23 protein-coding genes are annotated in these 22,842 nt (G+C 53.8%); 9 read left to right on the forward strand and 14 right to left on the reverse strand.

What is annotated here, in order from left to right:
• Positions 1 to 613: 613 nt before the first annotated feature.
• Together Q3Y58_RS12895 and Q3Y58_RS12900 are read right to left on the reverse strand one after the other, a co-directional pair.
• On the reverse strand, positions 614 to 2,008 hold the full coding sequence (locus Q3Y58_RS12895) for a PleD family two-component system response regulator (protein ID WP_319622539.1): 1,395 nt from the start codon (positions 2,006 to 2,008) through the stop codon (positions 614 to 616).
• A gap of 17 nt (positions 2,009 to 2,025) precedes the next feature.
• Complete coding sequence (locus Q3Y58_RS12900) at positions 2,026 to 2,400, reverse strand: response regulator (RefSeq protein WP_274218843.1); 375 nt, start codon at positions 2,398 to 2,400, stop codon at positions 2,026 to 2,028.
• A gap of 146 nt (positions 2,401 to 2,546) precedes the next feature.
• Here Q3Y58_RS12900 and Q3Y58_RS12905 point away from each other — a divergent pair, with 146 nt between their 5' ends.
• The 3 genes from Q3Y58_RS12905 to Q3Y58_RS12915 are packed head-to-tail and all read left to right on the forward strand — an operon-like array spanning position 2,547 to position 4,866.
• Positions 2,547 to 2,852, forward strand: coding sequence for a DUF3572 domain-containing protein (locus Q3Y58_RS12905; RefSeq protein ID WP_319622540.1), 306 nt, complete (start codon positions 2,547 to 2,549; stop codon positions 2,850 to 2,852).
• On the forward strand, positions 2,839 to 3,513 hold the full coding sequence (locus Q3Y58_RS12910) for a hypothetical protein (RefSeq protein WP_319622541.1): 675 nt from the start codon (positions 2,839 to 2,841) through the stop codon (positions 3,511 to 3,513). Before Q3Y58_RS12905 ends, Q3Y58_RS12910 begins: the two co-directional genes overlap by 14 nt.
• A 45-nt stretch (positions 3,514 to 3,558) precedes the next feature.
• Positions 3,559 to 4,866: a DNA polymerase IV gene (locus tag Q3Y58_RS12915; protein WP_319622542.1), complete on the forward strand. Its 1,308-nt coding sequence runs from the start codon at positions 3,559 to 3,561 to the stop codon at positions 4,864 to 4,866.
• Positions 4,867 to 4,952: 86 nt separating this feature from the next.
• On the opposite strand, the gene Q3Y58_RS12920 is transcribed toward Q3Y58_RS12915, so the two are convergent.
• Complete coding sequence (locus Q3Y58_RS12920; RefSeq protein WP_319622543.1) at positions 4,953 to 5,798, reverse strand: EipB family protein; 846 nt, start codon at positions 5,796 to 5,798, stop codon at positions 4,953 to 4,955.
• A 259-nt stretch (positions 5,799 to 6,057) separates the two neighbouring features.
• Here Q3Y58_RS12920 and Q3Y58_RS12925 point away from each other — a divergent pair, with 259 nt between their 5' ends.
• The 4 genes from Q3Y58_RS12925 (at position 6,058) to Q3Y58_RS12940 (ending at position 9,346) form a co-directional block, all read left to right on the forward strand.
• Positions 6,058 to 6,519, forward strand: coding sequence for a RidA family protein (locus tag Q3Y58_RS12925; RefSeq protein ID WP_319622544.1), 462 nt, complete (start codon positions 6,058 to 6,060; stop codon positions 6,517 to 6,519).
• Between the two features lie 96 nt (positions 6,520 to 6,615).
• Entirely contained in the window at positions 6,616 to 7,383 is a 768-nt protein-coding gene (locus tag Q3Y58_RS12930) for a glycerophosphodiester phosphodiesterase family protein (RefSeq protein WP_274218837.1), read from the forward strand.
• A gap of 105 nt (positions 7,384 to 7,488) precedes the next feature.
• Entirely contained in the window at positions 7,489 to 8,727 is a 1,239-nt protein-coding gene (locus Q3Y58_RS12935) for a GNAT family N-acetyltransferase (RefSeq protein ID WP_319622545.1), read from the forward strand.
• A gap of 199 nt (positions 8,728 to 8,926) precedes the next feature.
• Positions 8,927 to 9,346, forward strand: coding sequence for an HIT family protein (locus tag Q3Y58_RS12940; RefSeq protein WP_319622546.1), 420 nt, complete (start codon positions 8,927 to 8,929; stop codon positions 9,344 to 9,346).
• A 57-nt stretch (positions 9,347 to 9,403) separates the two neighbouring features.
• Here Q3Y58_RS12940 and Q3Y58_RS12945 read toward each other — a convergent pair whose 3' ends face one another.
• The 6 genes from Q3Y58_RS12945 to Q3Y58_RS12970 all read right to left on the reverse strand — a co-directional run bounded on the left by Q3Y58_RS12945 (position 9,404) and on the right by Q3Y58_RS12970 (position 15,292).
• Positions 9,404 to 10,168, reverse strand: coding sequence for an N-acetyltransferase (locus Q3Y58_RS12945; protein ID WP_319622547.1), 765 nt, complete (start codon positions 10,166 to 10,168; stop codon positions 9,404 to 9,406).
• Positions 10,169 to 10,305: 137 nt separating this feature from the next.
• Positions 10,306 to 10,656 carry an AzlD domain-containing protein gene (locus Q3Y58_RS12950; protein ID WP_274218833.1) on the reverse strand — a complete coding sequence of 117 codons (351 nt, stop codon included), beginning with the start codon at positions 10,654 to 10,656 and terminating at the stop codon, positions 10,306 to 10,308.
• Positions 10,656 to 11,414: an AzlC family ABC transporter permease gene (locus tag Q3Y58_RS12955; RefSeq protein WP_413697820.1), complete on the reverse strand. Its 759-nt coding sequence runs from the start codon at positions 11,412 to 11,414 to the stop codon at positions 10,656 to 10,658. Before Q3Y58_RS12955 ends, Q3Y58_RS12950 begins: the two co-directional genes overlap by 1 nt.
• Before the next feature lie 229 nt (positions 11,415 to 11,643).
• Entirely contained in the window at positions 11,644 to 14,061 is a 2,418-nt protein-coding gene (gene clpA / locus Q3Y58_RS12960) for an ATP-dependent Clp protease ATP-binding subunit ClpA (RefSeq protein ID WP_274218832.1), read from the reverse strand.
• 12 nt (positions 14,062 to 14,073) lie between these two features.
• Positions 14,074 to 14,403, reverse strand: coding sequence for an ATP-dependent Clp protease adapter ClpS (gene clpS, locus Q3Y58_RS12965; protein ID WP_274218831.1), 330 nt, complete (start codon positions 14,401 to 14,403; stop codon positions 14,074 to 14,076).
• Between the two features lie 556 nt (positions 14,404 to 14,959).
• Entirely contained in the window at positions 14,960 to 15,292 is a 333-nt protein-coding gene (locus tag Q3Y58_RS12970) for a phasin family protein (protein ID WP_319622548.1), read from the reverse strand.
• Between the two features lie 367 nt (positions 15,293 to 15,659).
• Here Q3Y58_RS12970 and Q3Y58_RS12975 point away from each other — a divergent pair, with 367 nt between their 5' ends.
• Positions 15,660 to 17,081, forward strand: coding sequence for a D-alanyl-D-alanine carboxypeptidase (locus tag Q3Y58_RS12975; protein WP_319622549.1), 1,422 nt, complete (start codon positions 15,660 to 15,662; stop codon positions 17,079 to 17,081).
• An 18-nt stretch (positions 17,082 to 17,099) separates the two neighbouring features.
• Here Q3Y58_RS12975 and Q3Y58_RS12980 read toward each other — a convergent pair whose 3' ends face one another.
• From Q3Y58_RS12980 to Q3Y58_RS12990, 3 genes are all read right to left on the reverse strand, one after another.
• On the reverse strand, positions 17,100 to 17,840 hold the full coding sequence (locus tag Q3Y58_RS12980; RefSeq protein WP_274218828.1) for a DnaJ domain-containing protein: 741 nt from the start codon (positions 17,838 to 17,840) through the stop codon (positions 17,100 to 17,102).
• Positions 17,841 to 17,842: 2 nt separating this feature from the next.
• Positions 17,843 to 18,571, reverse strand: coding sequence for a VWA domain-containing protein (locus tag Q3Y58_RS12985; protein WP_274218827.1), 729 nt, complete (start codon positions 18,569 to 18,571; stop codon positions 17,843 to 17,845).
• Between the two features lie 189 nt (positions 18,572 to 18,760).
• Positions 18,761 to 19,195 (reverse strand): DUF1489 family protein, encoded by a 435-nt coding sequence (locus tag Q3Y58_RS12990; RefSeq protein WP_319622550.1) that lies wholly within the window; start codon positions 19,193 to 19,195, stop codon positions 18,761 to 18,763.
• A 525-nt stretch (positions 19,196 to 19,720) separates the two neighbouring features.
• On the opposite strand from Q3Y58_RS12990, the gene Q3Y58_RS12995 reads away from it, so the two are divergent.
• Positions 19,721 to 20,398 carry a DUF599 domain-containing protein gene (locus Q3Y58_RS12995; protein ID WP_319622551.1) on the forward strand — a complete coding sequence of 226 codons (678 nt, stop codon included), beginning with the start codon at positions 19,721 to 19,723 and terminating at the stop codon, positions 20,396 to 20,398.
• An 87-nt stretch (positions 20,399 to 20,485) separates the two neighbouring features.
• Here the strand turns inward: Q3Y58_RS12995 and Q3Y58_RS13000 are convergent, their stop codons facing one another.
• Positions 20,486 to 21,739, reverse strand: a complete 1,254-nt coding sequence (locus tag Q3Y58_RS13000; RefSeq protein WP_319622552.1) for an adenylate/guanylate cyclase domain-containing protein — start codon at positions 21,737 to 21,739, stop codon at positions 20,486 to 20,488.
• Between the two features lie 356 nt (positions 21,740 to 22,095).
• Positions 22,096 to 22,707 carry an ATP-dependent Clp protease proteolytic subunit gene (locus Q3Y58_RS13005; RefSeq protein WP_274218823.1) on the reverse strand — a complete coding sequence of 204 codons (612 nt, stop codon included), beginning with the start codon at positions 22,705 to 22,707 and terminating at the stop codon, positions 22,096 to 22,098.
• Positions 22,708 to 22,842: the final 135 nt, after the last annotated feature.

The raw sequence follows: 22,842 nt of genomic DNA on the forward strand, positions 1-22,842 counted from the left end.
CAGACCCGGATCCCGCTTTGGTTAATGGAGTTCACTTATTCAAGAGCGGTCTTCGGACACATCTCAAACCGCCTCAGCGCAATACTACTCCAGCTAAACGCGAAGGCCCCCTGCACAATCTAGAGAAGCCAAATACGCACAAAAGGTTGCGCACTTCCCGGCTAATAGCTCAGGGTGAGAAAAAAGGTATCCCCACACGCACTGCGTGCGTTATATCACTGACATATAAGGGGTATAGATGAATAAATTAGGAAGTGGAGTGGTGGTCGGCGCGAAGCGGATGACATGAGGAGGCCACTCTGAACCCGTTTCTGCGCCGACCAACCCCACGGACCCAGGAGATGCGGCGGACCTGAGCGCTCCGTAGGGTGTTTAAATTGTCCAAGTCCAGTCTCGGCAATCCTGCGCAAATGCGCGTCACCTTGTGTTAAATCTGGACATGCCCTGCAATTATCGTTTGCAATCAACGATACCATCGCAACATTTACGACTTTAGTAAAGCTTTAAGGTAAATGCGCTCCTGAAAAGCGAGGGGATTCTAGTTCTATGCACAACAAATAAACTCTAATTTCAATGAAGACTACGGAAACAAGGTGAGAACCACACCTTTTTATTAGAGGCAGTGGTTATCTTGTGGATCAATCAGGTTCAGCTGCACCTGATTCCGCCCACCATTTTTGGCGGAATACAACCCCTGATCGGCCCTCTTGACCAAGCTTGCAGTGGTCTCGTCTGTGGACTGAAGCGTTGCTACACCAATACTTGCGGTAATGGGTATCTTCTCGGTTTTGCCTACAACAGAGAACGGCATAGCCGCGATTTCGGCGCGCAAGCGCTCTGCAACAGTCAGCGCAACTTTCTGATCAGTTTCCGGTGTAACAATAACGAATTCCTCACCGCCGTAGCGGCAAACCAGATCAAGACCACGCACGTTCCGACGAAGCCGATGCGCGAACTCCACAAGCACCTCATCCCCCACATCATGTCCATACTTGTCGTTGATCGACTTGAAGTGATCAACGTCCAGCAAAAGCAGCGAGAGAAACTTGCCCTCCTTGATCGCGCGGGCGATGTGGGCACCAGCGTGATGCTCGAAGTAGCGGCGGTTATAGAGCCCTGTGAGCGCGTCCGTCACGGCCATCTCCACCGTTTCCTGCATGGCGCGCAAAAGCGCGTCGCTGGTCCGTTTCTGGCGCACCTGTGTCGTACACCTCAAAATAAATTCCGATGGGTCAATGGGCTGCTCAACGAAGTCATTGACGCCAATATCCATTGCCTTGATCAGGCGCCGCTTGTCGCGCTGACTGGACAAGAAGATTATCGGGATCATCCGGGTGTGCTCATTGGACCGTAGCTGCGCGCATAGCCGCAATGGATCGGTGGCATCTATATTGCCATTGATCAGCACCAAATCGGGATCATCTTCCACGCAGCGGTAAACAGCCCTGCCCGGCCGCCCTTCAGAAATCACGGTAAAATGCCCGGCAAGATACCCTTCAATTTGCTTGACTGAGGCCGGATCACTGTCCACCAGAAAAACCGAGGCATCGGTCACTGGCTCCTGAAGTTCCGGCTCGCTCATTTGCAGGTTCAGATCCTGCCCCGTGCGTGCGCGCATGCGCAGCTCATCCATGGCCCTTTTCATGCGGATCAGATTACGCACCCGGATCACCAGTTCCACGTCATCGACAGGCTTGGATATGAAATCATCGGCGCCAGCCTCATAGCCCCTCAGTCGATCGCTCTGATGCTTGAGTGCGGTAATCAGGACAACGGGAATATGGGCTGTGCGGGGAGATTGCTTGATGCGCCGACAGACTTCAAAGCCGTCAATGTCTGGCATCATCACATCAAGTAGCACCACATCGAATGCGTTGGATTCCATGGCTTCCAGCGCTTCACTGCCATTGGAGGCTGTGGTCACCTCAAAATAGTCTGCGGCGAGCCGAGCTGCGAGCAGGCGAAGATTGGCTTCAATGTCGTCTACAACCAATATTCGACCTGTCATCTGCTATCCTACTCCAGTTACGCGGCCTCCCCGAGAAAGGAGCGGACCGTTTCCAAGAAACTTCCTACCGAAATCGGCTTGGATATATAGGCCTCACACCCGCCTTGACGGATGCGTTCCTCATCGCCTTTCATGGCGAACGCCGTCACGGCCACAACGGGAATGGACTTCAGCGCATCGTCCTCCTTGATCCATTTGGTCACCTCCAGCCCGGAGACTTCCGGCAACTGAATGTCCATCAAGATCAGGTCTGGCACATGTTGACGCGCAAGCTCCAAGGCCTCCATGCCGTTACGTGACCTTAAGGTAGAATAGCCATGCGCCTCTAAGAGATCATTAAAGAGCTTCATGTTGAGCTCATTGTCTTCAACAATCAGCACTGTCTTCTGCATTTCCATTCGAATCCCGCAGGTTTTTTGAACGATCGACGCTTATAACCGAATGATCATTCAAACGAAATGATAGCCTTGCTCAGCATCTCGCACTAGGGTTTTGACAATAAGTTAAGGAAGAATCGTTTCGGAAAGGCAAACAAGCGATGAAAGGAACGAAATCCGGCCCCATGACGCAGGAAGCCGCGGAAGAAATCGCCACAAGCGCACTGTCTTACCTCGCCCAGAACCCGGAATACCTCGGTCGCTTCCTGTCTCTGGCAGGTATTGGCCCCTCAGAGATTCGCGAGGCAGCCCAAGAACCCGGCTTTCTGGCCGGTGTTTTGGAGTTCTACATGCAAGACGAGCAGCTGCTGCTGGCTTTCACCGAGACTCAAGGCCACCGGCCGACAATGCTGGCCGCCGCCCACCTGACACTGGCGGGAGGGGTGGACTACTTTGCCGGAACCTGATCGCCCCTCGCCGCAGTTCATGAAGGAAATTGAAGGCCTGGAGCTTACATCACGTCCGCTGATCATCTGTGATGCGGACGAGGTTCTGCTGCACTTCATTCGGCACATGCACGCCCTGGGCCAGGAACAGGGCATCGCCCTTAGAGAACCCATTTATCGCCTCCACAACAATCTGGTGGAAACAAAAACGGGTCGCCTTCTCTCAAAGACCGAATGCGACCGCTTCATTTCGCAGTTCTTTGAGACAGTGGTCCACCGTCAGGATGCGGTTGATCATGCAGCGCTCCAGCTGGCCGCCCTGCGTGAGCATGTAGACATCATCATTCTGACCAACCTTCCGGGAACTGCGAACCGGGAGGCACGCATCAAGCTGCTGGCAGAGCTTGGCATGGACTACCCGCTGATTACCAACTCAGGCCCCAAAGGCGGCGCAGTTGCCGAACTGGGAAAAGGCCGGGGCTCTAACCCGGTGGTCTTCATTGATGACAGCCCTCAAAACCTGATTTCGGCCAGAACAACAGCGCCCCGTGTGCAGCTGGTCCACTTCGTTGCCGATCCTGTGTTCTTTGAGGGCGCACCTCAGATCGATGGCGTCGCTTTTCGCTCCTGCTGCTGGATAGAAACCGGGGCATACTTGAAGGAAGTGTTTGGTTTGGCGTAGAAGACGAGGACATAATAGGAACAAATCCAATCACTGGTCTTGCTTATGTCCATTCCTGCGACCCAACCAAAGGCACTGTGCCGCGATTGCGGTAACCGCTTTGCCTCCACTCGGAACCGCTGCCCTTCTTGCGGCAGCCCTCGCATGGTCGCACATCCAGAGCTGGACCAACTCTCCATCGCCCATATTGACTGCGACGCGTTCTATGCCGCCATCGAAAAACGCGACAACCCGGACCTGATTGACAAACCAGTCATTGTTGGCGGCGGGCGGCGGGGCGTGGTCGCGACCTGCTGCTATGTCGCCCGAATGTATGGCGTGCGCTCTGCCATGCCCATGTTCAAAGCGCTCGACGCCTGTCCGGATGCAGTTGTCATTCGCCCGCGTATGGACGTCTATGTGAGTGTGGGCCGCCAGATCCGAGAGGCCATGCAGCAGCTCACCCCTCTTGTGGAACCGCTGTCCATTGACGAGGCCTTTCTGGACCTATCCGGAACCGAAAAGCTCCACCACGGCACACCAGCGGAAATCTTGGTGCAGTTCGTCAAACGCATCGAACAGGAAATCGGCGTTTCGCTGTCTGTGGGGCTGGCCGCAAACAAGTTCCTCGCCAAGATTGCTTCAGATCTCGACAAACCACGCGGCTTTTCTGTCATCGGTGCCGCTGAGCGCAAAAGTTTCCTTGAAGACAAATCCACCAGCATCATCTGGGGCGTTGGAAAGGTGCTGCAAAAGAAGCTTGCAGCCGATGGCATCACAACGGTCGGCCAGCTCCAGCGCAAAGACCCCACGGACCTCGCCAAAGCCTATGGCGTCATGGGCCTGCGACTGGCGAAGCTATGCCAAGGTGAAGATGATCGCCACGTTTCCAACGAGCGCGAAACCAAAAGCATCTCCAACGAAACAACGTTCAATATCGATATCGCCGACCCCAGGGAACTCTCAGACATTCTCTGGGAACTGAGCGAGAAGGTGTCGTTCCGCGCTAAAAACGCAGGCTTTGCAGGGCGAAGCGTAATGCTGAAACTGAAGTCCAATGACTTCAAATCCATCACACGCTCACGGCAGCTGCATGACCCGACACAGCTGGCGGACCGTATTTTCCGAACAGCGAATGCGCTGTTGCAGCCGGAAGCAGATGGAATAAAGCGCTACCGCCTTATCGGCGTAGGTTTGGCTGACCTGTGTGATCCAGCCCTTGCAGACCCGGAAGATCTTGTCGATGAACAGGCAGGCAAGCGCGCCAAGGCTGAAAAGGCCATCGATGCGCTGAGAAACAAGTTCGGTAAGGAAAGCGTCGGTTTGGGCCGCGCTCTGGGCAAAGACCCGACTTCAACGGCCAAGGAGCGCTAAGCCCCTTGGTTTGCCGCAGGCAGGAACCCGCCGACCAAATAGATTCACAAGAAACAATTCAGCCAGAACCTCCGTTCAAACGCCGGTTATTGGCACTTGTCCTCGTTCAGGACCGTCAGATTTGCAAGGGTTCCAGAGACGATGAAGGTGCCATAATCCAGCTTCAACTCACGTGCAATTCCGCGGCTGTCCATGAGAAACTGCAGCTCGTAATCCGGCGTCTGCTCACTAACACCTTCTGGCATGTCCAGGTTGAAATAGGCGGAAGAAATGCGCCACAGTTGTTCTGCGGGCTCCGCTACAGGCACTTTCGATTCATAAGAAATGACCTTCAGATTTCTTGTTACGGGCGTCATCACGGTGCTGGTTTCAAACAGTGTGCTTCCTGCCTCGCTGCCATCAAAGACCTTGGCCGACAGGAAGCGCTCGCCCCGCTGCGCCGCGTCTATGACCGCAGACAGGTGTTCAGTTGGAAACATGACATCTTTGGAAAATTCCAAGGACTGACCGGATGGCTGCTTCAGCCGGACTGAAGTGCCTTGAGCCTCTCGGGTTGCCGTGCCGCGCACCTCCTCCGCCAAGGAGCTGTCGACAAAAGACCGTGTGAGAAAGCGCAGGCTCTCGCCGCCAGCCGTCTCAAACGACGAAATTCGCAAGTCGGTCACCTGCGACATTCCCATGTCAGAGGTCATGATCATCATGAAACGCACAGTGATTGCATGACCCTCGCACGTGTTCCCAGTGAACTCGTAGACCATGCGCCCACTGATCTCCGAGATGCCGGAGCCTTCCTCGGCATCCACGAGCTCCATATCGTAAATGGCCAGATGCGGTTGCAGGTCTGCGCTGTTGGCACCGCTACTGCCCAAGGCAAGCCAAGCCGCGGCCAATCCCCACCTCATGAGCCGAGAAGCTACTGTTCCTGTAGACATACAACCTCCAGATGACACATGAGTTTGCGGAAGTGCTCGGGTTTCTTGGCTACCCTGTGTCCCGCAGCGGCATTTTCTGCATAAAGAACGCGCAAATGCAAATCCCAAAACCAATAGAACGGGCAGTTTTTCGTAAAGTGCATGAAAATTATACAGCCAATATGAATAGTAAGTTCCTGTCTTGCGCGCCCCACGATTCTTCGGCAATCTGCAAAACACTTTAAGCGCAAGTGCTTATAGTGTGCACTGAGGGTTATCGATGACTGCTGATATTGAAGCAAATTTGTCCGCTCTAGGCATCACCCTGCCAGAAGCTGCCGCTCCAGCTGCCAACTATGTTCCATTCGTGAAGACCGGCAACCAGCTGTTCATCTCCGGTCAAATCCCAATCAAGGACGGAAAGATCAGTTTTCAAGGCAAAGTCGGCGCTGATCTGACCACCGAGGATGGCGCAGAAGCGGCCAAGATTTGTGCCATCAACCTGCTCGCGCAAGCCAAGGCAGCCGCAGGTGACCTCTCCAAGGTCAGACTGGTCAAACTTGTCGGCTTCGTAAATTCGACACCGGACTTCGCAGAACAACCCGTCGTGATCAACGGCGCTTCTGATTTGATGGTCGCGGTTTTGGGAGAAGCGGGCAAGCATGCTCGATCAGCGGTCAGCGCAGGCGCGCTGCCCTTTGGCGTCGCGGTCGAAGTTGAAGCCATTTTCGAACTGCTGTGAGCGTCATCTGGTTATTGGAACCAGCTGGCACACTTATCCGACAGAACTGATGACAGTGGCGGACCAAGGTTCGCCCGTGATCTCCGGAATGCGTGTATGAAAGATCTTTCGTGGCTCACAGAGCGCCCAATTGCGCATCGCGGCTACCACAACGACGAGAACGGCGTTATCGAAAACACGCCAACCGCCGTTTCCAAAGCGCTGGAGCGAAACTTCGCCATTGAGGTCGACCTGCAAGAGACCGCTGATCACAAGGCACTCATCTTTCATGATCATACACTGAACCGAGTTACCCATGCCAAAGGCGAAGTTGCTCACCGCACGCTTGACGAGCTTATGAAGGTCAAGCTGAAACGGACCCGTGACCCGATGTGGTCACTGCAACAGCTCCTTGAAGAAGTCAAAGGCGATGTCCCGCTGATCATTGAGGTGAAGTCGCTGTTCAGGAATGGTGGTCAACGCGAATTTCTCTACGAGATTGTGGAGGCCCTGCGCCACTACAACGGGCCCTTTGCCCTTAAATCCTTTGACCCCAAAATGCTGCGGGCTCTTAAAGACATGGCCCCTCACATTCCAAGGGGGGCTCTGTCCTGCTCGTTTCTTGAAAAGCCACAGCGGGATTTTTACAATCCCGTGCAGCGGTTCATTATCCGCTACATGCTGCATATGCTTGGGACCAAGCCAGACTTCATTTCATACTGCATTCGCGACCTACCAGCCGTCGGCCCAAGCTTTCTGAAACGCACAAGAGACGTTCCGGTAATGGCTTGGACAGTCAAAACCCCGGCGGATCGCGAGAAAGCCCAAATTTTTGCCGACCAGATTGTGTTTGAAGGCTTCGACCCAGATCTGCCAATCATGTAATTGTTAGCCTTGGCCTCTTTGACGCGTGCGTTAGAAACACTAGCTTAGCCAGTGTCAACGCGCATCCCCGCGCAGATGAACCGAGCAACAGGAGATCAGAGGCGTATGCCCGACGAAAACGCACCAACCCTGCGCGCGATCTCGTCACTAAGAGAGATCGAACGTGCTCAGTGGGATCACTTGGCAAACCCGGGTGTAACGAGAACTCCAACCGAGTTTGAATCATCCTCTGAACTTCTTGAATCAGTCTCCGAAGAAAACCGCTATAACCCATTCTTATCCTGGGACTTTTTACAGGCACTAGAAGAGAGCGGCTGCGCATCCGTAGATACTGGCTGGATGCCGCACCACCTGATATTAGAGCAGCAAGGCGAACTTCTTGCCGCAGTCCCCGCCTACCTCAAAAACCACAGTCAGGGCGAATATGTCTTTGACCACGCCTGGGCCGATGCCATTCATCGGGCGGGCGGGCGTTACTATCCAAAGATTCAATGCAGTGTTCCATTTACGCCGGTTACAGCACGCAAACTGCTTGTCGCACCCGAGGTGGACCAAGCCACCGCACGCCAAGCCCTAGTCTCGGGACTTGTTCACCTCGCAGACCGCTACAACGCTTCTTCCGTGCATTTAACCTTCATGCAGAAGCCGGAATGGGATGCACTTGGCGAACTGGAGTTCCTGCAACGTACCGACCAGCAGTTCCATTGGAACAACAACGAGTACCGCTCGTTCGAGGAGTTTCTTGAAACTTTGGCTTCCCGAAAGCGCAAAGCGCTGCGCAAGGAGCGCAGAGAAGCGCTGGCACACGATATCGAGATCGAATGGATCACCGGTTCGGACATCAAAGAACACCACTGGGACGCCTTCTATGCCTTTTACATGGACACTGGGGCGCGCAAGTGGGGAACACCTTATCTGAACCGCACGTTCTTCTCGCTTCTGGGCGAACGTCAGCCGGAAGATGTCTTGTTGATCATGGCAAAGCGCAATGGCCGCTACATCGCAGGCGCACTCAACATGATCGGCTCCGATACGCTGTATGGCCGCAATTGGGGGTGCATCGAGCATCACCCCTTCTTGCACTTCGAGGTGTGCTACTACCAGGCCATCGACTTTGCCATTCATCGAGGCCTCAAGCGCGTCGAAGCAGGCGCCCAGGGAAGCCACAAGCTGGCACGCGGCTACATGCCCAACACGACCTATTCCGCCCACTGGATTGCACACCCTTCCTTAAGAAACGCGGTAGCAAACTATCTGGAGCACGAACGAGTCGCAGTGGAAGAAGATCAGGCCTACCTGAAAGAGCGCGGCCCTTTCAAAAAACATCAGGACAATTCAACTTGAAGAACGCCCTCTAAGAGTCTGCTCTGACTCACAAAAAGGGCGAAGTTGAATCATTTTCTGAAGAACCCGCGTTTCTTGAATCATTTTCTCAACAAGCCGATTGAATCACATTATGAATGAGTTCAGCACCTATTGAACGCCGCAGCGTAACCCCAAAAAGATAATAGGTAATTTCAACTAGAGCCCGAGGGATGTCACCATGACTGCCTATGACGACCAGAACGTCTTTGCGAAAATTTTGCGCGGGGAAATGCCCTGCGAAAAGGTATACGAGGACGACAACACACTCGTAATCATGGACATCATGCCACGAGGTGACGGCCATATTCTGGTGCTGCCAAAGGCCCCTTCTCGCAACATTCTGGACATCGACAGTGACAGCCTCACATCCTTGATGGCAACTGTTCAGAAAATGGCTCTGGCTGTTATGAAGGCCTTCTCCGCTAACGGCACCACAGTTCAGCAGTTTTCAGAAAGCGCGGGCGGTCAGGTCGTGTTCCACACCCACGTGCATGTAATCCCTCGCTTTGACGGGGTCGCCTTGCGTCCGCACACTGGCGACATGGCTGACCCTGCGATACTGAAAGAGCACGCAGACAAGATCCGCGCAGTGCTGTAGGAAGCTGCAGGCACAAAAACGCAGGCCCCACCTTGGCAGACCGGTGGGGCTTTGCGGTCACGCTTTGGCAAGCACCTTGTCGAACCGGCTATCCATGCAGACACTAACATCAGTCGTGATGAAAGCCCCATCCTTGAACAGGGCGAAGATGGTAGCCGGACAGGCCGCAGCCTGCGCCTGCTCCAAACGCTCAAACTTTACGATCTTGAGCGGTAGCCCCCTCTTTTCAGCGGTCTCGCGCAAAGAGTGGTTCACGTACAGCTCCGTAAAGGGGCAGCGCGCGCTGTAGTAGGCCACCAGTCCCTTTTCCTCAGGGCCCTTCCCCGTAAGCGCAGCTGGCAAGAAGTTGGGCTCAACGGCGTTCTCAGAGAGCTTCAATGCAAGCAACTCAAAGCCCCAAGGCGAACTTGCTGCCACCTCGAAGCCCTGGCGCTTGAACCACTTTCCCTCGCCCATGAAGTGAAACTTCTTTTTCCCAACAATGGTAACAAGTCCATCGCGGCCCTGATCCCGCGCAGTCTTCAGAGCAACGTCAAGCAGCGCCTTGCCGTGACCCTGCCCCTTGAACTTGCCTGAAACCCAAAAGCAGTTGATCAGCAGATAGTTCGGCGCGGAAATCGGTGCCCATCCATGTTCGGCTGGCCCAAACTCAATGAACACCTTGCCGCGCTCATCCAGCTTCACGAACTCATAGCCATGAGCGAATTGTTCCGTGAGCCACGCCTTCTTGGCCTGATAGCCTGCCGCGCACTTGCTATCTGAAATCGCGCAGCAAATATGCTCGTCCGCGATATTCTCCGGACTGAGATGAATGTATGCCATCACCTGCTCCCAACCTATGGAACTGTGCCTGATAGCAACAAACTAGCACCCTCGCCCGGTCCTTCGCAGGACAGAAGTCAAAACCCCCGAGAATTAGGAGACTAAATTAAAGGCCTAGAACGCAAAAGCTCGAAAGCTCATACGACGACCAGCCAACCGCTGATCAGCACAAGCTCCGCAGTGGCAACACCTGCCAGCAAATGATCCCGGCACAACTTGAAAGTCGCAAACCCCCAGGCCGTTGCGACCAAGCGAAGCCAAACCGGCGTTTCTGCAAGCGGCCCTTCAGGAAACAGGATCAGTCGCGCGATGATGGCAGCAATGAGCGCTGTAGCGACAGCGCGCACCCAAACCAGAATTTCGCTTTCTTCATCAATGCGCCCGGCAGCATAGACCCCAATCCAGCGCCAGATGTCTGTGGCAATCCATCCTGCAAAGAAAATCATCAGGTACGGCCACCACCACGTCTGCATCATGTCGCCTGTCATCAGATCCACCCCTTCCGCCGAGCGGTAAACAGCCCATAGGCCAACGTGCCTCCGACAAAGCCGGAAAGCAGAAGGTCAAATCCAGGAAACCAGAGATAAAAAACAGGCCCGAGGATCAAACCGAAGATCATGGCCATATGGTCTGAGGGAACCCTTGCCGCGCCCCACATGGAAATCAGGAAGTAGATTGGTGTCAACATGACCAGCGCCCCGGCCACGATGTCCGGTACCTGAGGCACAAGCAAATAGGCGATGGCGGTCACGATCGCCACAGACGAGTTCACAAAACTCACAAAACCCGCAAAAAACGGCAACCTCGCATGCCGTGGCATGTCTGGCAGTGTGCGCATTGCAAAAACCCAAGCGGTGACTGCCACGAAGTGCGACATGATCAACAGCAGCCAATTGGGGGTTCGCTTGCCATCTCGCAGTACCGGCATCAGGGCCACCGTCATGGGCATCAACCGGATGGACGACAAGGCAACCGCAATAGCAGCCGTTACAAGCCCGACGCCGGTCGACAACGCGCCGGTTAAAACCACGATACTTGGCAGAGCCCAAATAAAAATCGTCATCAACATGACTTGAAGCAAAGACAGATCCGCTTCTCGAGCCAAGCTTGCGAAACCGACAAATCCACCCATCAAGATGACTGTCGGAAGAGAAAGCGCTTTGCGCATGCCCAGAAAATACCAGGACAAAGTACTGCGAGTTTCCATGACTGAAACGGGATTGACCTCACTGGACTGGAGAACCATTCAGAACAGCTCGCAGATCTGAGAAACACTTCCCAAATGGCCAAAAAAGCACCCACTCTGGGTTTAGCCCTTACCAAACCTGCGACAATATATCATCCGTAATACTCCCTTATTATTTAAGAGGCAAAGGAAATTGCTGCGCAGTAAGCATCATTTCAAAAAATACAAAAGGGCCGGACTTCAAAAAGAAATCCGGCCCTTCATAATTTAGGTAGCTGTAACTAAAGCGTTATTCGGCGAGCGGAACCTTTGGCACGCTGGAACCACCCTTGGAGGACGTGGACTTGGCCGCTTTCTTGCGCTTTGGCTTCGCCGCTTTCGGAGCTGCCTTGGCCGGGGCCGCAGGCTTGTCCTCCACACTCTCAAGTAGCAACCCTTCAAGATCCTCGGAGACAGATACTTTCACAGTCCCGCCCCTCTTGAGCTTGCCGAACAGCACTTCGTCCGCCAACGGTTTCTTGATGTGCTCCTGAATAACACGGCCCAGAGGACGCGCACCCATCTGCTGGTCGTAGCCTTTTTCAGCAAGCCAGGCGACAGCCTCTGGCGTCAGTTCGAACGTCACGTTGCGCTCTGCAAGCTGCGCCTCCAACTGCATGACGAACTTCTCGACCACCTTGTGAATGACGGTGTCATCCAGATTGGAGAACGGAATGATCGCATCAAGACGGTTGCGGAACTCCGGCGTAAACATCCGGTTGATCGCTTCAGTGTCATCACCTTCACGCTTGACCTGGCTGAAACCGATCGGCGGCTTGGCAAGATCCGCAGCACCAGCGTTAGTGGTCATGATCAGGATGACGTTCCTGAAGTCGACCTGCTTGCCGTTGTGATCCGTCAGCTTGCCGTGGTCCATTACCTGCAAAAGGATATTGTAAAGGTCCTGATGCGCTTTTTCGATTTCATCGAGCAACAAGACGCAATGCGGGTGCTGGTCAACGCCATCTGTGAGCAAGCCACCTTGATCAAAGCCAACATACCCTGGAGGCGCACCGATCAAACGGGAGACGGTGTGACGCTCCATATATTCGGACATATCGAAACGCAGCAGCTCGACACCCAGTGTGGATGCCAATTGGCGCGCAACCTCCGTCTTACCCACACCGGTTGGACCGGAGAACAAATAAGACCCGATTGGCTTATCCGGCTCACGCAAACCCGCTCGGGCCAACTTGATGGAGGCCGCCAGCGCTTCGATGGCCTTGTCTTGACCGTAAACAACGCGCTTCAAGCTGTCGTTGAGGTTGGACAGAACCTCCGCATCGTCCTTGGAAACAGACTTCGGCGGGATCCGAGCCATTGTTGCGATGGTTGCCTCAATCTCCTTCAGGCCAATGGTCTTGCGACGCTTGGACTCTGGAATAAGCATTTGAGAGGCACCGGACTCGTCAATCACGTCGATGGCTTTATCCGGCAGCTTTCGGTCGTTCAGGTAGCGTGCAGAAAGCTCCACAGCCCCCTTAAGCGCATCATTTGTGAACCGCACATTATGGAAGTCCTCAAAATAAGGCTTCAGGCCCTTCAGGATCTCGATTGCATCCGGGATGGATGGCTCGTTTACATCCACCTTCTGGAACCGGCGCACCAATGCCCGATCCTTCTCGAAGAACTGGCGGTACTCTTTATAGGTGGTCGAGCCGATACAACGGATCGCGCCAGAGGCCAGAGCGGGCTTGAGCAGATTGGACGCGTCCATAGCGCCGCCCGAAGTTGCGCCAGCACCGATCACGGTGTGGATTTCGTCGATGAACATGACCGCGCCGGGATATTCTTCGATCTCTTTGACCACCTGCTTCAGGCGCTCTTCAAAGTCACCACGATAGCGCGTGCCGGCCAGCAGCGAACCCATATCCAAAGAGAAGATGGTTGCTGTCTTCAACACTTCCGGAACATCGCCAACAACGATGCGGCGAGCCAGGCCTTCAGCAATCGCTGTTTTGCCAACGCCAGGGTCGCCCACGTAAAGCGGGTTGTTCTTGGACCGGCGGCACAAGATCTGAATGGTCCGCGCGATTTCCTTGTCACGACCAATCAGTGGATCAATCTTGCCAGAGAAAGCCTTCTCATTGAGGTTCACGCAGTAAGCTTCAAGTGCTTCAGTTTTTTGCTGCTTGCCCTCAGAGCCGGACGCTGACCCTGCCCCGCCCGTAGGCGTCGCTTCGCTATCTTCCTCAACACCGCGAATAGGTTTCGGCTCTGTCATGCCAGCGCGCTTGGCAATCCCGTGTGAGATGTAGTTTACCGCGTCGTACCGGGTCATGTCCTGCTCTTGCAGGAAGTAAGCCGCATGACTTTCCCGTTCCGCGAAGATTGCCACAAGGACATTGGCACCTGTAACCTCTTCCCGGCCAGACGATTGGACATGAATGACGGCGCGCTGAATCACGCGCTGGAAACCGGCGGTGGGCTTTGAATCCTCATCGCCATCCATCACAAGGTTTTCGAGTTCGGTATCGATGTATTCGACAATTTCCCGGCGAAGCTGATCCAGATCCACGTTGCAGGCACGCATCACCGCGGCTGCATCTTGGTCGTCAATCAACGCTAGGAGCAAATGTTCCAGGGTTGCATATTCTTGCTGGCGTTCATTGGCAAATGCCAGCGCCTGATGGAGAGCTTTTTCGAGACTGCGAGAAAATGACGGCACAGGCGCCCCCTATTACTTTTTCTCCATAACACACTGCAATGGATGTTGATGTTTTCGGGCGAAATCCATAACTTGCGTGACCTTAGTTTCAGCCACTTCGTAAGTGAAGACGCCGCATTCACCGACGCCGTGGTGATGAACATGGAGCATAATCCGCGTCGCGTCTTCCCGGCTCTTGTGAAAGAACCGCTCAACAACGTGGATGACGAACTCCATGGGAGTGTAGTCATCATTCAAGAGCAGCACCCTGTAGAGACTTGGCCGTTTAACCTTCGGCTTCGTCTTGGTTACAGTGACCGTTCCGCCATCACCACCGTCGTCCGGATCGTCTCTGCCACTCATATATTCCTCGTGCCCCATCATGTATAAATCAGGGACCTTGATAGTATTTAAACAAGAGCCCCTCGAATTCAAGGGGGAAAATTTCACCCTAGAACTAAATGATGTTTGAAATATTGTTCCCAACCCTGCTGCACTCAAGTTTAATTGATCAAACACCACTGTTTTTGGATCACAAACCGACAACAGACTTTCAGCATCTCCGCGAAAATGCTGCTCAACTGCCATTTTACTTACCTTCATGCCCAACTTGGTCTATCGATTGGAACCCACGTTCTTCATGTTAAATAGAGGCAGTGTTCCAGAATACAATCGGTGTCTGTTACCACACTACCCCTCTTCATCACTCTACTTAAAACCATTGTGCACGGTGTTTGCAAAATTCAAACCCAGAAACCGAGCATTTTCGTGGTGCATAAACCAAGTGATAAGCTGCTTTTGGATGGTAGTGGGGATAGCACCCCGCCGAAACACGTCTCTTATATATAAAGTGTAGGCAACAAAAAGCCCGAGCCAATAGACCCGGGCTTTCCAATCAGCTCAATTTGAAACGGGAAAACTACTTTTTGGCTTCTGGCATGATGTTGGAGAACGGCTTGTATGCATCTTTAGCCATCTCGCTGTACATCTCACCCAGCTTGGTCATCTCGGTGACGAAGTTCTCGTAGCTGGACTTGGCGTAGGAGTTCTGTGCTTCAAATGCCTTGTCCAAGGTGCCTGCCCCCATGACAGCAGACATGGCATCGCTGCTCTCTTTCCATGACTTCTTCTGATACTCAGAGAGCTCGTTGGAGACCGCCTGAATGCCCTTTGAGAGAGCGCCAATGCTCTCCATTACCATCTCAGAATTGTCCTTCTGGATTTTCTGAAGTTCTTCAAAACCACCCATCATACCAATGTCCCCAATATTTCAGAGAGTAAAATAGACCAACGCACCTGCGGTAGCCCTCAGAAAACTAACAGGAAACACCTATACCGCACCGCACAATAAAAGTCAAAATATGCCGCATCGCATTATTCAACTACTAACTGCTAGTGACGCTGCGTTAATTTTGGTAGGGGATAAAAACATGAAAATGATGCCGGGCATTTACACATTCGTAACCGCGTTTGCATCATTTTGGGCATGAAGCGGTTTGGGGGCTTTTCCTGATTTTTACACCCGCACGGATCACGCGAATCTCGCTTGATCTTGCAAGCCGTCGTTGAGTGCGCGTTTCAAACGCGAAAACAAATGCTTACTGCTAATGGGGCGAGTTATGGGTCTGCGTTTTTTTGGACCACTGTCACGTATCAAGAAGACTTTCAGCCTGATTGCTACGGCGGGCCTGGTTGCGACCACGTTGGTGGCAACAGCTACAGTAGCTGAGGCGAACTCAAAGTATGCGGGCGTCGTCGTCGACGCCAAGACAGGCAAGGTGCTTTATCAGGACAACGCCCACGCACGGCGTTTCCCAGCTTCAACAACAAAGATCATGACCCTCTATGTCCTCTTTGAGGAAATGGAAGCCGGTCGCATGTCTTTGAACACCCGCATGCGCGTATCCAAATACGCTTCTCAGCGCCCGCCAACCAAGCTCTGGCTTAAGGCAGGCGGCACCTTGCGCGTGAAAGATGCGATTTTCGCTCTGATCACCCGGTCGGCAAACGACGCCTCCACGGTGATTGCTGAACACATCTCCGGATCAGAAGCGGCCTTCGCGCGCCGGATGACAGCAACTGCGCGCCGCATCGGCATGCAAAATACGGTATTCAAGAACCCACACGGTCTGCCAAACAGCAAACAGGTCACCACCGCTTATGACCTGTCGTTGCTCGGCCGCGCCATTCAGGATCGGTTTCCGAAATACTACAAGTACTTCAACACCCGCTCCTACAAGTACGGCAAGACGAGCCTGCGCAACCACAACCGACTGCTGGGATCTGTTCGCGGCGTTGACGGTATTAAAACCGGCTACACTCGCGCTTCTGGTTTCAACCTCGTAACCAACGTGGAACGTGATGGCCGCCACATCGTGGCCGTTGTAATGGGCGGACGAACTGGTCGCAGCCGCGACGCACACATGGTGGACCTGATCAACCGCTACTTGGGCAAAGCTAGCCGTGGTCCACGTACCGCGCCGCTTCTGCTCGCTGGCAGCCCGACTTCTCTGCCACAAACGCTGGCCGCGCTGCCAAACTCCAAGCCAAGCTTCGGTTCAGCAACAGCATCCACGCCGGTCATGGCCTATGCTCAAGCTTCAACAACACCAAGCACCAAGCCTGGCGGAGATCCGATCGCACAAATGCTTGAGAGCCACGAATCTCTGGCTCCAATTGCAAACCCAGAAGAGCCCATCAAGGTCGCCTCAGTTGCGCCAACCGCCCTTCCGGCTGCAGCCCCTGTCCAGAACGCTGCACAGCAGCAGGTTCCGGCAGCAAGCGCCGAACCAGAGCCAAGCTGGCACGTGCAGATCTCCGCGTCTGCCAGTCAGGAGCAGGCCATTGCAATGCTAGAAAAAGCCCGTGCAGCAACCGGTGGAAAGCTCAAGCGCTATTCCATGTACACCGAGCCGGTCCGCACGAAAAACCAGACGCTGTACCGCGCCCGGTTCATTGGATTTGAAACGAAAACTGCCGCTTGGGACGCTTGTAAGTCCCTGAAAAGAGCAAACTACTCTTGCTATGCCGTATATCAGTAACTTGCGTAACGGTGATAACTAATGTCTGTTGAGAAGCCTATCCTTCGCCTCGTTGAGCTTAGCAGCAAGGACCGCGGAGCCGCCGCTGTCCGGATGAACTCTCTTGATCAGTCTGCGGTGGGCCGCTCGGATTTCCTCCGTGCTAGCCCCCGGGGAAAGACCAAGAATCTCGTAGGCCTCCTCTTCAGTCAGGGAGCCAGAGCTCGAAGACTGGCTATGCCCAGATGTGGAGTCCGACTGGAAGTGTACACGCCAGTCGGCGAACCGGCTGTCGAGATAAGTTTCGAATAGAGTCAGGCTGTCCTGATCTCCAGAAACTTCTCGCCAGAGGCTCTTCATGTCCTCCATGGACAAATCACTCAGCCTTTGGCCGGAGTAGCGCCCCGACCGCACCCGGCCATCCATCTCACCGCTGTCGTGATCCAGAGCCATCTCAAAGAACGCCGAACGCACTGAGGACTTTTGATTTCCTCGTGATGCGCCAAACGGATCGCCACCAAGCCCTCCTAGGTTGAGACCACGAAGGCCCGCAAACGGCGAAAAGCCACGAACGCCAAAGAGCGACAAGGCGACAGCTGCAAGCGGTATGGCAACGAGCCAGCGCCCTGTAACAACCAGAAATATGCAGACCGGTATCAGAAAAATTCCGCCTACCAGCTTGATTTTTCTGGCCAGTTCAGCCGGGTTGGACTTCGTGAAAGCATTCGCAAGATAAATGGAAAGGGCCAGAACCAGCCCTCCTGCAACCAGATAAGCCATCGCTATCGCATATCTCCAATCAGCAACTGAGCGCCCTTGTGGCCACTGTTGCTCAAATTCTCCAAGGCAACACGACCACCTGCCGAATAGGCTGCCACAGCTCCAAGGAGCTGGCGCAAGCGCTCTGCAGATTGTCTGTCAAATCGATGGAAGACCCCTTTGGTCAATCGCGCTACCTCTTTGAAGGTATGCTCTGCCAATGGGTCATTGCCCTCCTGAAACATGAAGGTGGGCACGCCCAGCAAACCCAGTTCGCCGGCATGATCACACAACAGATCAGGCTCCTCCTCCATACAGTCACCGATATAGATCAGCGCCTGAACCTTTTTCTTTCGCGTCTCTGCGATGGTGTGTTTGAGGACTTTTCGGATCTGCGTCCTCCCACCCTGACAGTGGATTCGCCCCATCATAGAGGCCAACTGAGTGGCATCTCTCGCCCACTTCGAAGCTCGGCACTCGCCGAAGCCGCGAAAATAGACGAGCTGTACATCCAGACCGCCGACCTTGCCCGCCTCGTGGAACATTTCGGCCTGCAGGTGGCAGGCTTGATCCCACGTCGGTTGCCGGCTCATGGTGGCATCCAGTGCGAACACCAACCGGCCATTCTCACCGGCGGTTTTTGGGGCACCAATCGATCTGGCTGCTTTGAGGAACGCTTGAATGTCCTGAGAAGAAGAGGACTGCTCTGGGAGGTCGGTACGCTTTAAAAGCGCATCTTGCTTATCTTTCATTTAAAGGCCTCCAAACCCAACATTCTGAAAGGCTGAATGTCAGTATAAGTGCAAACACCACCGCTTACCAAGCCACTCCTGTTAACGGGAGCGGAAAGGCTTGTCAGTCATGTGAGGTAGGAAACCGCTAAAGCAAGATGAGAGAAGGCAAATTTCCTTCACAAGCGCAATCGAAAAAACGACATACAGCTAGATCAGGCAGAGCTCTTGAAGCTCCTGACGCATGCTCTCCGGAATATCGCCGGACACCGCTGATATGCGCATGTCCGCGGGAGCGTCTTCGGCCTTCAAATAGCGCCAGCCCTGAAAGGGACGACGAGGCTGCTGATGCGTGTGTACCAAGTGCGGCTCCAAGACCAGCTCACACTGCTTGCGACCGCCATCGTCCTTAAGCACGCGAATATCGATGAGTTTTTGGCGCACCTGAATGGATCCCTTGATAACCCAGTAGAGAGAGCCACCATCAAGCAGTTCCTCTATTCGTGTGGGGACCATGCGGGTCGTATGGACTTGCTCATCAGAGACGCCCGCTGAGAGCGCCAGCACCTGCCGGTGCTCGATGTATTGCTGAAGCTGATCCGGGCTATCAACGCCCACGCATAATTTTACAAGATGCAATGCCATGGCAGCTGTTTATCAATATGAGCTTTGCAAGGAAAGAGCCTGCAACACACCTTTGGGTGATTTGGCCTACAAAAGAAAAAGATGCAGACCGTAATCTGCACCCCTTCTATAGAAACCTTATTCGCCAGTCGGCGGGCCTTGGCTAGGCGCCAGCCCCTGCGAATACATAGATCAGCGCCAGCGCGCCCCCTAATGCGACAACTGCTCTCGCCGTCACGCCCCAGCAGGACTTCTGAACTTCCTGGTCCATAAAACACCATGAGTTGTTGTAAATAGCGCGCAAACGAAAACTCATTGCGCTGCGGGGGTGGTGATTAGCCCGTCTCGATCTGAGACGCAAGCCCCTAATTGACATCGAACTGCCATATTTCCTGTGGAACCACGCCCCACCCATCCGTTAACCTCGCGTTTACTTCTTGAGGACGTCACTAAGCAGGCGATAAAACAAGGTGAATTCGTGTCAAGAGTATTTCGAACACACCCCGGGCAAGAATAGCGTGAAAAAACGGCAGAGAAAGGCCAAAAATGGAGCATTTGAGTCCATTTGATATCGGCGCATTGATCTTTTTTTTGTTCTGCTGGCTGCTCTACAGCTGGCTGATCTATGCAAGTCCATGGCGTGAAAAATCTCTCACTCACATGATGGATGCCTACCGTCACACGTGGTTGCGCGCCATGTTGTCGCGGCAGATGAGAATTGCCGATACCAACATTGCAGCAGGCCTTCAGCAGGGCACATCCTTTTTTGCCTCCACCTCCCTACTGGCCATTGGCGGCGCATTCGCCATCCTCAATTCAACTGACAAGGTGGTTGAACTTGCCAAAGAACTGCCGATCCAACTGACTCCGGATCCTGCGCACTGGGAGACCAAGGCCATCGGACTGATCCTGATCCTTGCCTACTCGTTCTTTAAGTTCGGATGGGCCTACCGCCTGTTCAACTATGCCACAATCATCATGGGCAGTGTCGCTGACACACAGGGCAAGGAAGACCCGGAAGCCTTGGAGAGAGTGGATCGAGCCGCAAAGTTTGTTACGCTGGCAGGGCGCCATTTCAGCCGAGGACAGGCCAGTCTGTTCTTTTCCGTGGGTTTTCTTGGTTGGTATGGCGGTCCGCATGTCTTTATGGCGGCAACGCTCTTTGTGTTTATGGTGCTGGTCCGGCGCCAGTTTTTCTCGAAGGCACGTGCAGTGTTGCTTTGACCCCCAAAAGATTCATGCAGGTCAAAACAAAACCCGCCCGGAGGACCGTGGCGGGTTTTTTGTTTTCATTCAAACGGATGGGAAAAATTACGAGGCGTTGGTTTTCAGGGCGCCATAAGCATCCCAAGCAAGCTTTCCTTCTTCGGTCTTGCAGTCGCTACCGTGTTCAGGTGCCGTAAATACCGGCTGTGGCTCCTCAAACCCTTTCAGGTAATAAGAGCCCAGCGCCCCTGCATGGCAGCCCAGAATATCGGCAAACTCCTTGGAAGTCAGAATGTCCTGATTGAGGTCTTTGGAAAGGCCTGCGATCCGGGAAGCCTTGTTGACGGTGGGCCCAACGACAGTAAAGTCGAGGCGTGTCTCTCCCCCTACGTTTCCGAAGAAGACGTCTCCCGCATGTAGACCCATTCCCAGGCGCAAATCGGGCAGCATGGGGCAACTGGTGTCATTTGCGCGCTGGATCCCTTGCATTGTTTCCTTCGCTGTCAAAAGCGCCTGCATGGCCGCGACGCGGGCCCCCTCTTCGTTTTCATAGGGAAAGACAGAGAGCACTTCATCACCGATGAACTTTAGAACCTCACCGCCATTACGCTCGACGGCCTCAGACATGGCACCGAAATAAATATTCAAAAGCTCTATGATCTTGTCGCTCGGCAGCTGATTGGACAGCTGCGTAAAGCCCCGCAAGTCAGCAAAGCCAACGATTGCCGAGATGCGCTCACCATCCCCACGCTTGATCTCGCCGTTCAATACACGTGCACCTGCCCGCGGACCAACATAGGTGTTCAGAACGGTTTCAGCCTTTTCTTTGAGGGCTTGCGCCTCACACAGCATGCTGAGCGGCTGGGCAATGGTCTCAAACGCCAAGATATCGGTGTCGTTGAACCCAACGGGCTCGCGCGTTGCCATACTCACTGTGCCAGGGGTGGCTTCTGAAAAAACAAGGGGCATGGCGATATAGTCCGTAAAGCCAGCTTCCCTCAGATCTGGCACAATGCCGAACTCGTTCTCTTGAGCTTCCTGTGTAATCTGTAAGCGCACAGACTCGCCTGTGTCGTGCACCACCTTTAAAGGGCTGTTCAGGTACATTTGCTCAAGTGCGGGCTCACCGCGATAATATCGCAGCTCTACTCCTTTTTCTAAGGTCCAATGAAAGCCCTTTGCGCGAAGTGACGGATGGAGGACCGGAATGCTGATCCACATCCGATCAACCAGCATTCCTGCTTCACGCGTGCGTTCCACCAACTCTTCAAGCACCTGCGAAATGTTCGGATAGAAGCGAGCTTTCTCGTAGAGCCAGCTCACGATATCAGCCGACAGAATGGCGCCATGGATGGACATGCGTTTCTCCGCGTAAAGCATCTTTTGTTGATAGATAAGATCAATCCCCTTCATGTAAAGCAAGGAACGGGAAGGATCGAACAATCACTTCTGAACACACCGTCAACTGGCGGTTTGACACTCTAACGACATGGGTGAGGAGAAGTGGTTTGGACAGGCGGAGATGAAACACTCCAAGCCTCAATGTGGCACTCATGTCACATCCGGGAGGCGTAGATGCATTTAGTCCCACAACCGAATTTTCGCAAGCCGCAAAAACACATCTCCATGACCGCGCGGCAATGTGGTGCGTTTGGGCAACAAAAAAGCGGCCTCAAGGACCGCTTTCTTTCACGTCAGAACAGTGTCTTGAACCGCTAGTCCAGTTCTTTTGCGCTGTTCACCACGCGGCCGACCAAACCGTATTCAATGCCTTCTGCTGGAGACATCCAGTAGTCGCGGTCCGTATCTTTCTCAATACGCTCGATCGGCTGGCCCGTAGCATCGGCAAAGATCTGATTGAGGCGATCACGCATCTTCAGGATCTCTTTTGCTTGAATCTCAATGTCGGTCGCCATGCCGCCAGCGCCACCAGATGGTTGGTGCAACAGGAAACGGGTGTTCGGCGTACACAGGCGACGTTCCTTTGGCACTGAAACGTAAATCAATGCGCCCGCACTTGCGACCCAGCCCATACCAAGCATACGCACTTCAGGGCGAATGAAGCGGATGGTGTCATGAATCATGTCACCGGATTCCACATGGCCGCCCGGAGAAGAAACGATCACGGTGATTGGATCATCGGAGACCTGAGACAAAGCCAACAACCGAGAACAGACGTCCTGAGCAAGTTCCTGCGAGATTTGACCTGTGATCAGAACCGTACGAGCGTCAAACAGGTGCTTGTCCACTGGAATGGACTTTTCAGATTTTGCCGTTTCGCCTTCGTCATCAAGATAATGAGGCATCGGAGAGGAATAGTCCGTCATACGAGTGACTTGCTCCCTTAAAGATTGCTGCCGCCAGTTGCGGCGGGTGAAGTTACCTATTCTTAGAAGATGGGAGCGCTGCTCGCAAACACCAAACTATTATTCACTGAGATAGTCCCGGTAAAAAAGTGTGGT

The organism is Nesiotobacter zosterae (assembly GCF_033843645.1).
Classification (GTDB): Bacteria; Pseudomonadota; Alphaproteobacteria; order Rhizobiales; family Stappiaceae; genus Pseudovibrio; species Pseudovibrio zosterae.

Bases quoted from the DNA above. Each gene is read 5' to 3' on its own strand.
- Q3Y58_RS12955 (WP_413697820.1), bottom strand. From the start codon at position 11,414: ATGGTTCTCCAGTCCAGTGAGGTCAATCCCGTTTCAGTCATGGAAACT.
- Q3Y58_RS12925 (WP_319622544.1), top strand. From the start codon at position 6,058: ATGACTGCTGATATTGAAGCAAATTTGTCCGCTCTAGGCATCACCCTG.
- Q3Y58_RS12930 (WP_274218837.1), top strand. From the start codon at position 6,616: ATGAAAGATCTTTCGTGGCTCACAGAGCGCCCAATTGCGCATCGCGGC.
- Q3Y58_RS12970 (WP_319622548.1), bottom strand. From the start codon at position 15,292: ATGATGGGTGGTTTTGAAGAACTTCAGAAAATCCAGAAGGACAATTCT.
- Q3Y58_RS12915 (WP_319622542.1), top strand. From the start codon at position 3,559: ATGTCCATTCCTGCGACCCAACCAAAGGCACTGTGCCGCGATTGCGGT.
- Q3Y58_RS12945 (WP_319622547.1), bottom strand. From the start codon at position 10,168: ATGGCATACATTCATCTCAGTCCGGAGAATATCGCGGACGAGCATATT.
- Q3Y58_RS12980 (WP_274218828.1), bottom strand. From the start codon at position 17,840: ATGGCTTATCTGGTTGCAGGAGGGCTGGTTCTGGCCCTTTCCATTTAT.
- Q3Y58_RS12920 (WP_319622543.1), bottom strand. From the start codon at position 5,798: ATGTCTACAGGAACAGTAGCTTCTCGGCTCATGAGGTGGGGATTGGCC.
- Q3Y58_RS12900 (WP_274218843.1), bottom strand. From the start codon at position 2,400: ATGCAGAAGACAGTGCTGATTGTTGAAGACAATGAGCTCAACATGAAG.
- clpS (WP_274218831.1), bottom strand. From the start codon at position 14,403: ATGAGTGGCAGAGACGATCCGGACGACGGTGGTGATGGCGGAACGGTC.
- Q3Y58_RS12995 (WP_319622551.1), top strand. From the start codon at position 19,721: ATGGAGCATTTGAGTCCATTTGATATCGGCGCATTGATCTTTTTTTTG.
- Q3Y58_RS12985 (WP_274218827.1), bottom strand. From the start codon at position 18,571: ATGAAAGATAAGCAAGATGCGCTTTTAAAGCGTACCGACCTCCCAGAG.
- Q3Y58_RS12895 (WP_319622539.1), bottom strand. From the start codon at position 2,008: ATGACAGGTCGAATATTGGTTGTAGACGACATTGAAGCCAATCTTCGC.
- Q3Y58_RS13005 (WP_274218823.1), bottom strand. From the start codon at position 22,707: ATGACGGACTATTCCTCTCCGATGCCTCATTATCTTGATGACGAAGGC.
- Q3Y58_RS13000 (WP_319622552.1), bottom strand. From the start codon at position 21,739: ATGTCCATCCATGGCGCCATTCTGTCGGCTGATATCGTGAGCTGGCTC.
- Q3Y58_RS12905 (WP_319622540.1), top strand. From the start codon at position 2,547: ATGAAAGGAACGAAATCCGGCCCCATGACGCAGGAAGCCGCGGAAGAA.
- Q3Y58_RS12950 (WP_274218833.1), bottom strand. From the start codon at position 10,656: ATGACAGGCGACATGATGCAGACGTGGTGGTGGCCGTACCTGATGATT.
- Q3Y58_RS12990 (WP_319622550.1), bottom strand. From the start codon at position 19,195: ATGGCATTGCATCTTGTAAAATTATGCGTGGGCGTTGATAGCCCGGAT.
- Q3Y58_RS12935 (WP_319622545.1), top strand. From the start codon at position 7,489: ATGCCCGACGAAAACGCACCAACCCTGCGCGCGATCTCGTCACTAAGA.
- Q3Y58_RS12940 (WP_319622546.1), top strand. From the start codon at position 8,927: ATGACTGCCTATGACGACCAGAACGTCTTTGCGAAAATTTTGCGCGGG.
- Q3Y58_RS12975 (WP_319622549.1), top strand. From the start codon at position 15,660: ATGGGTCTGCGTTTTTTTGGACCACTGTCACGTATCAAGAAGACTTTC.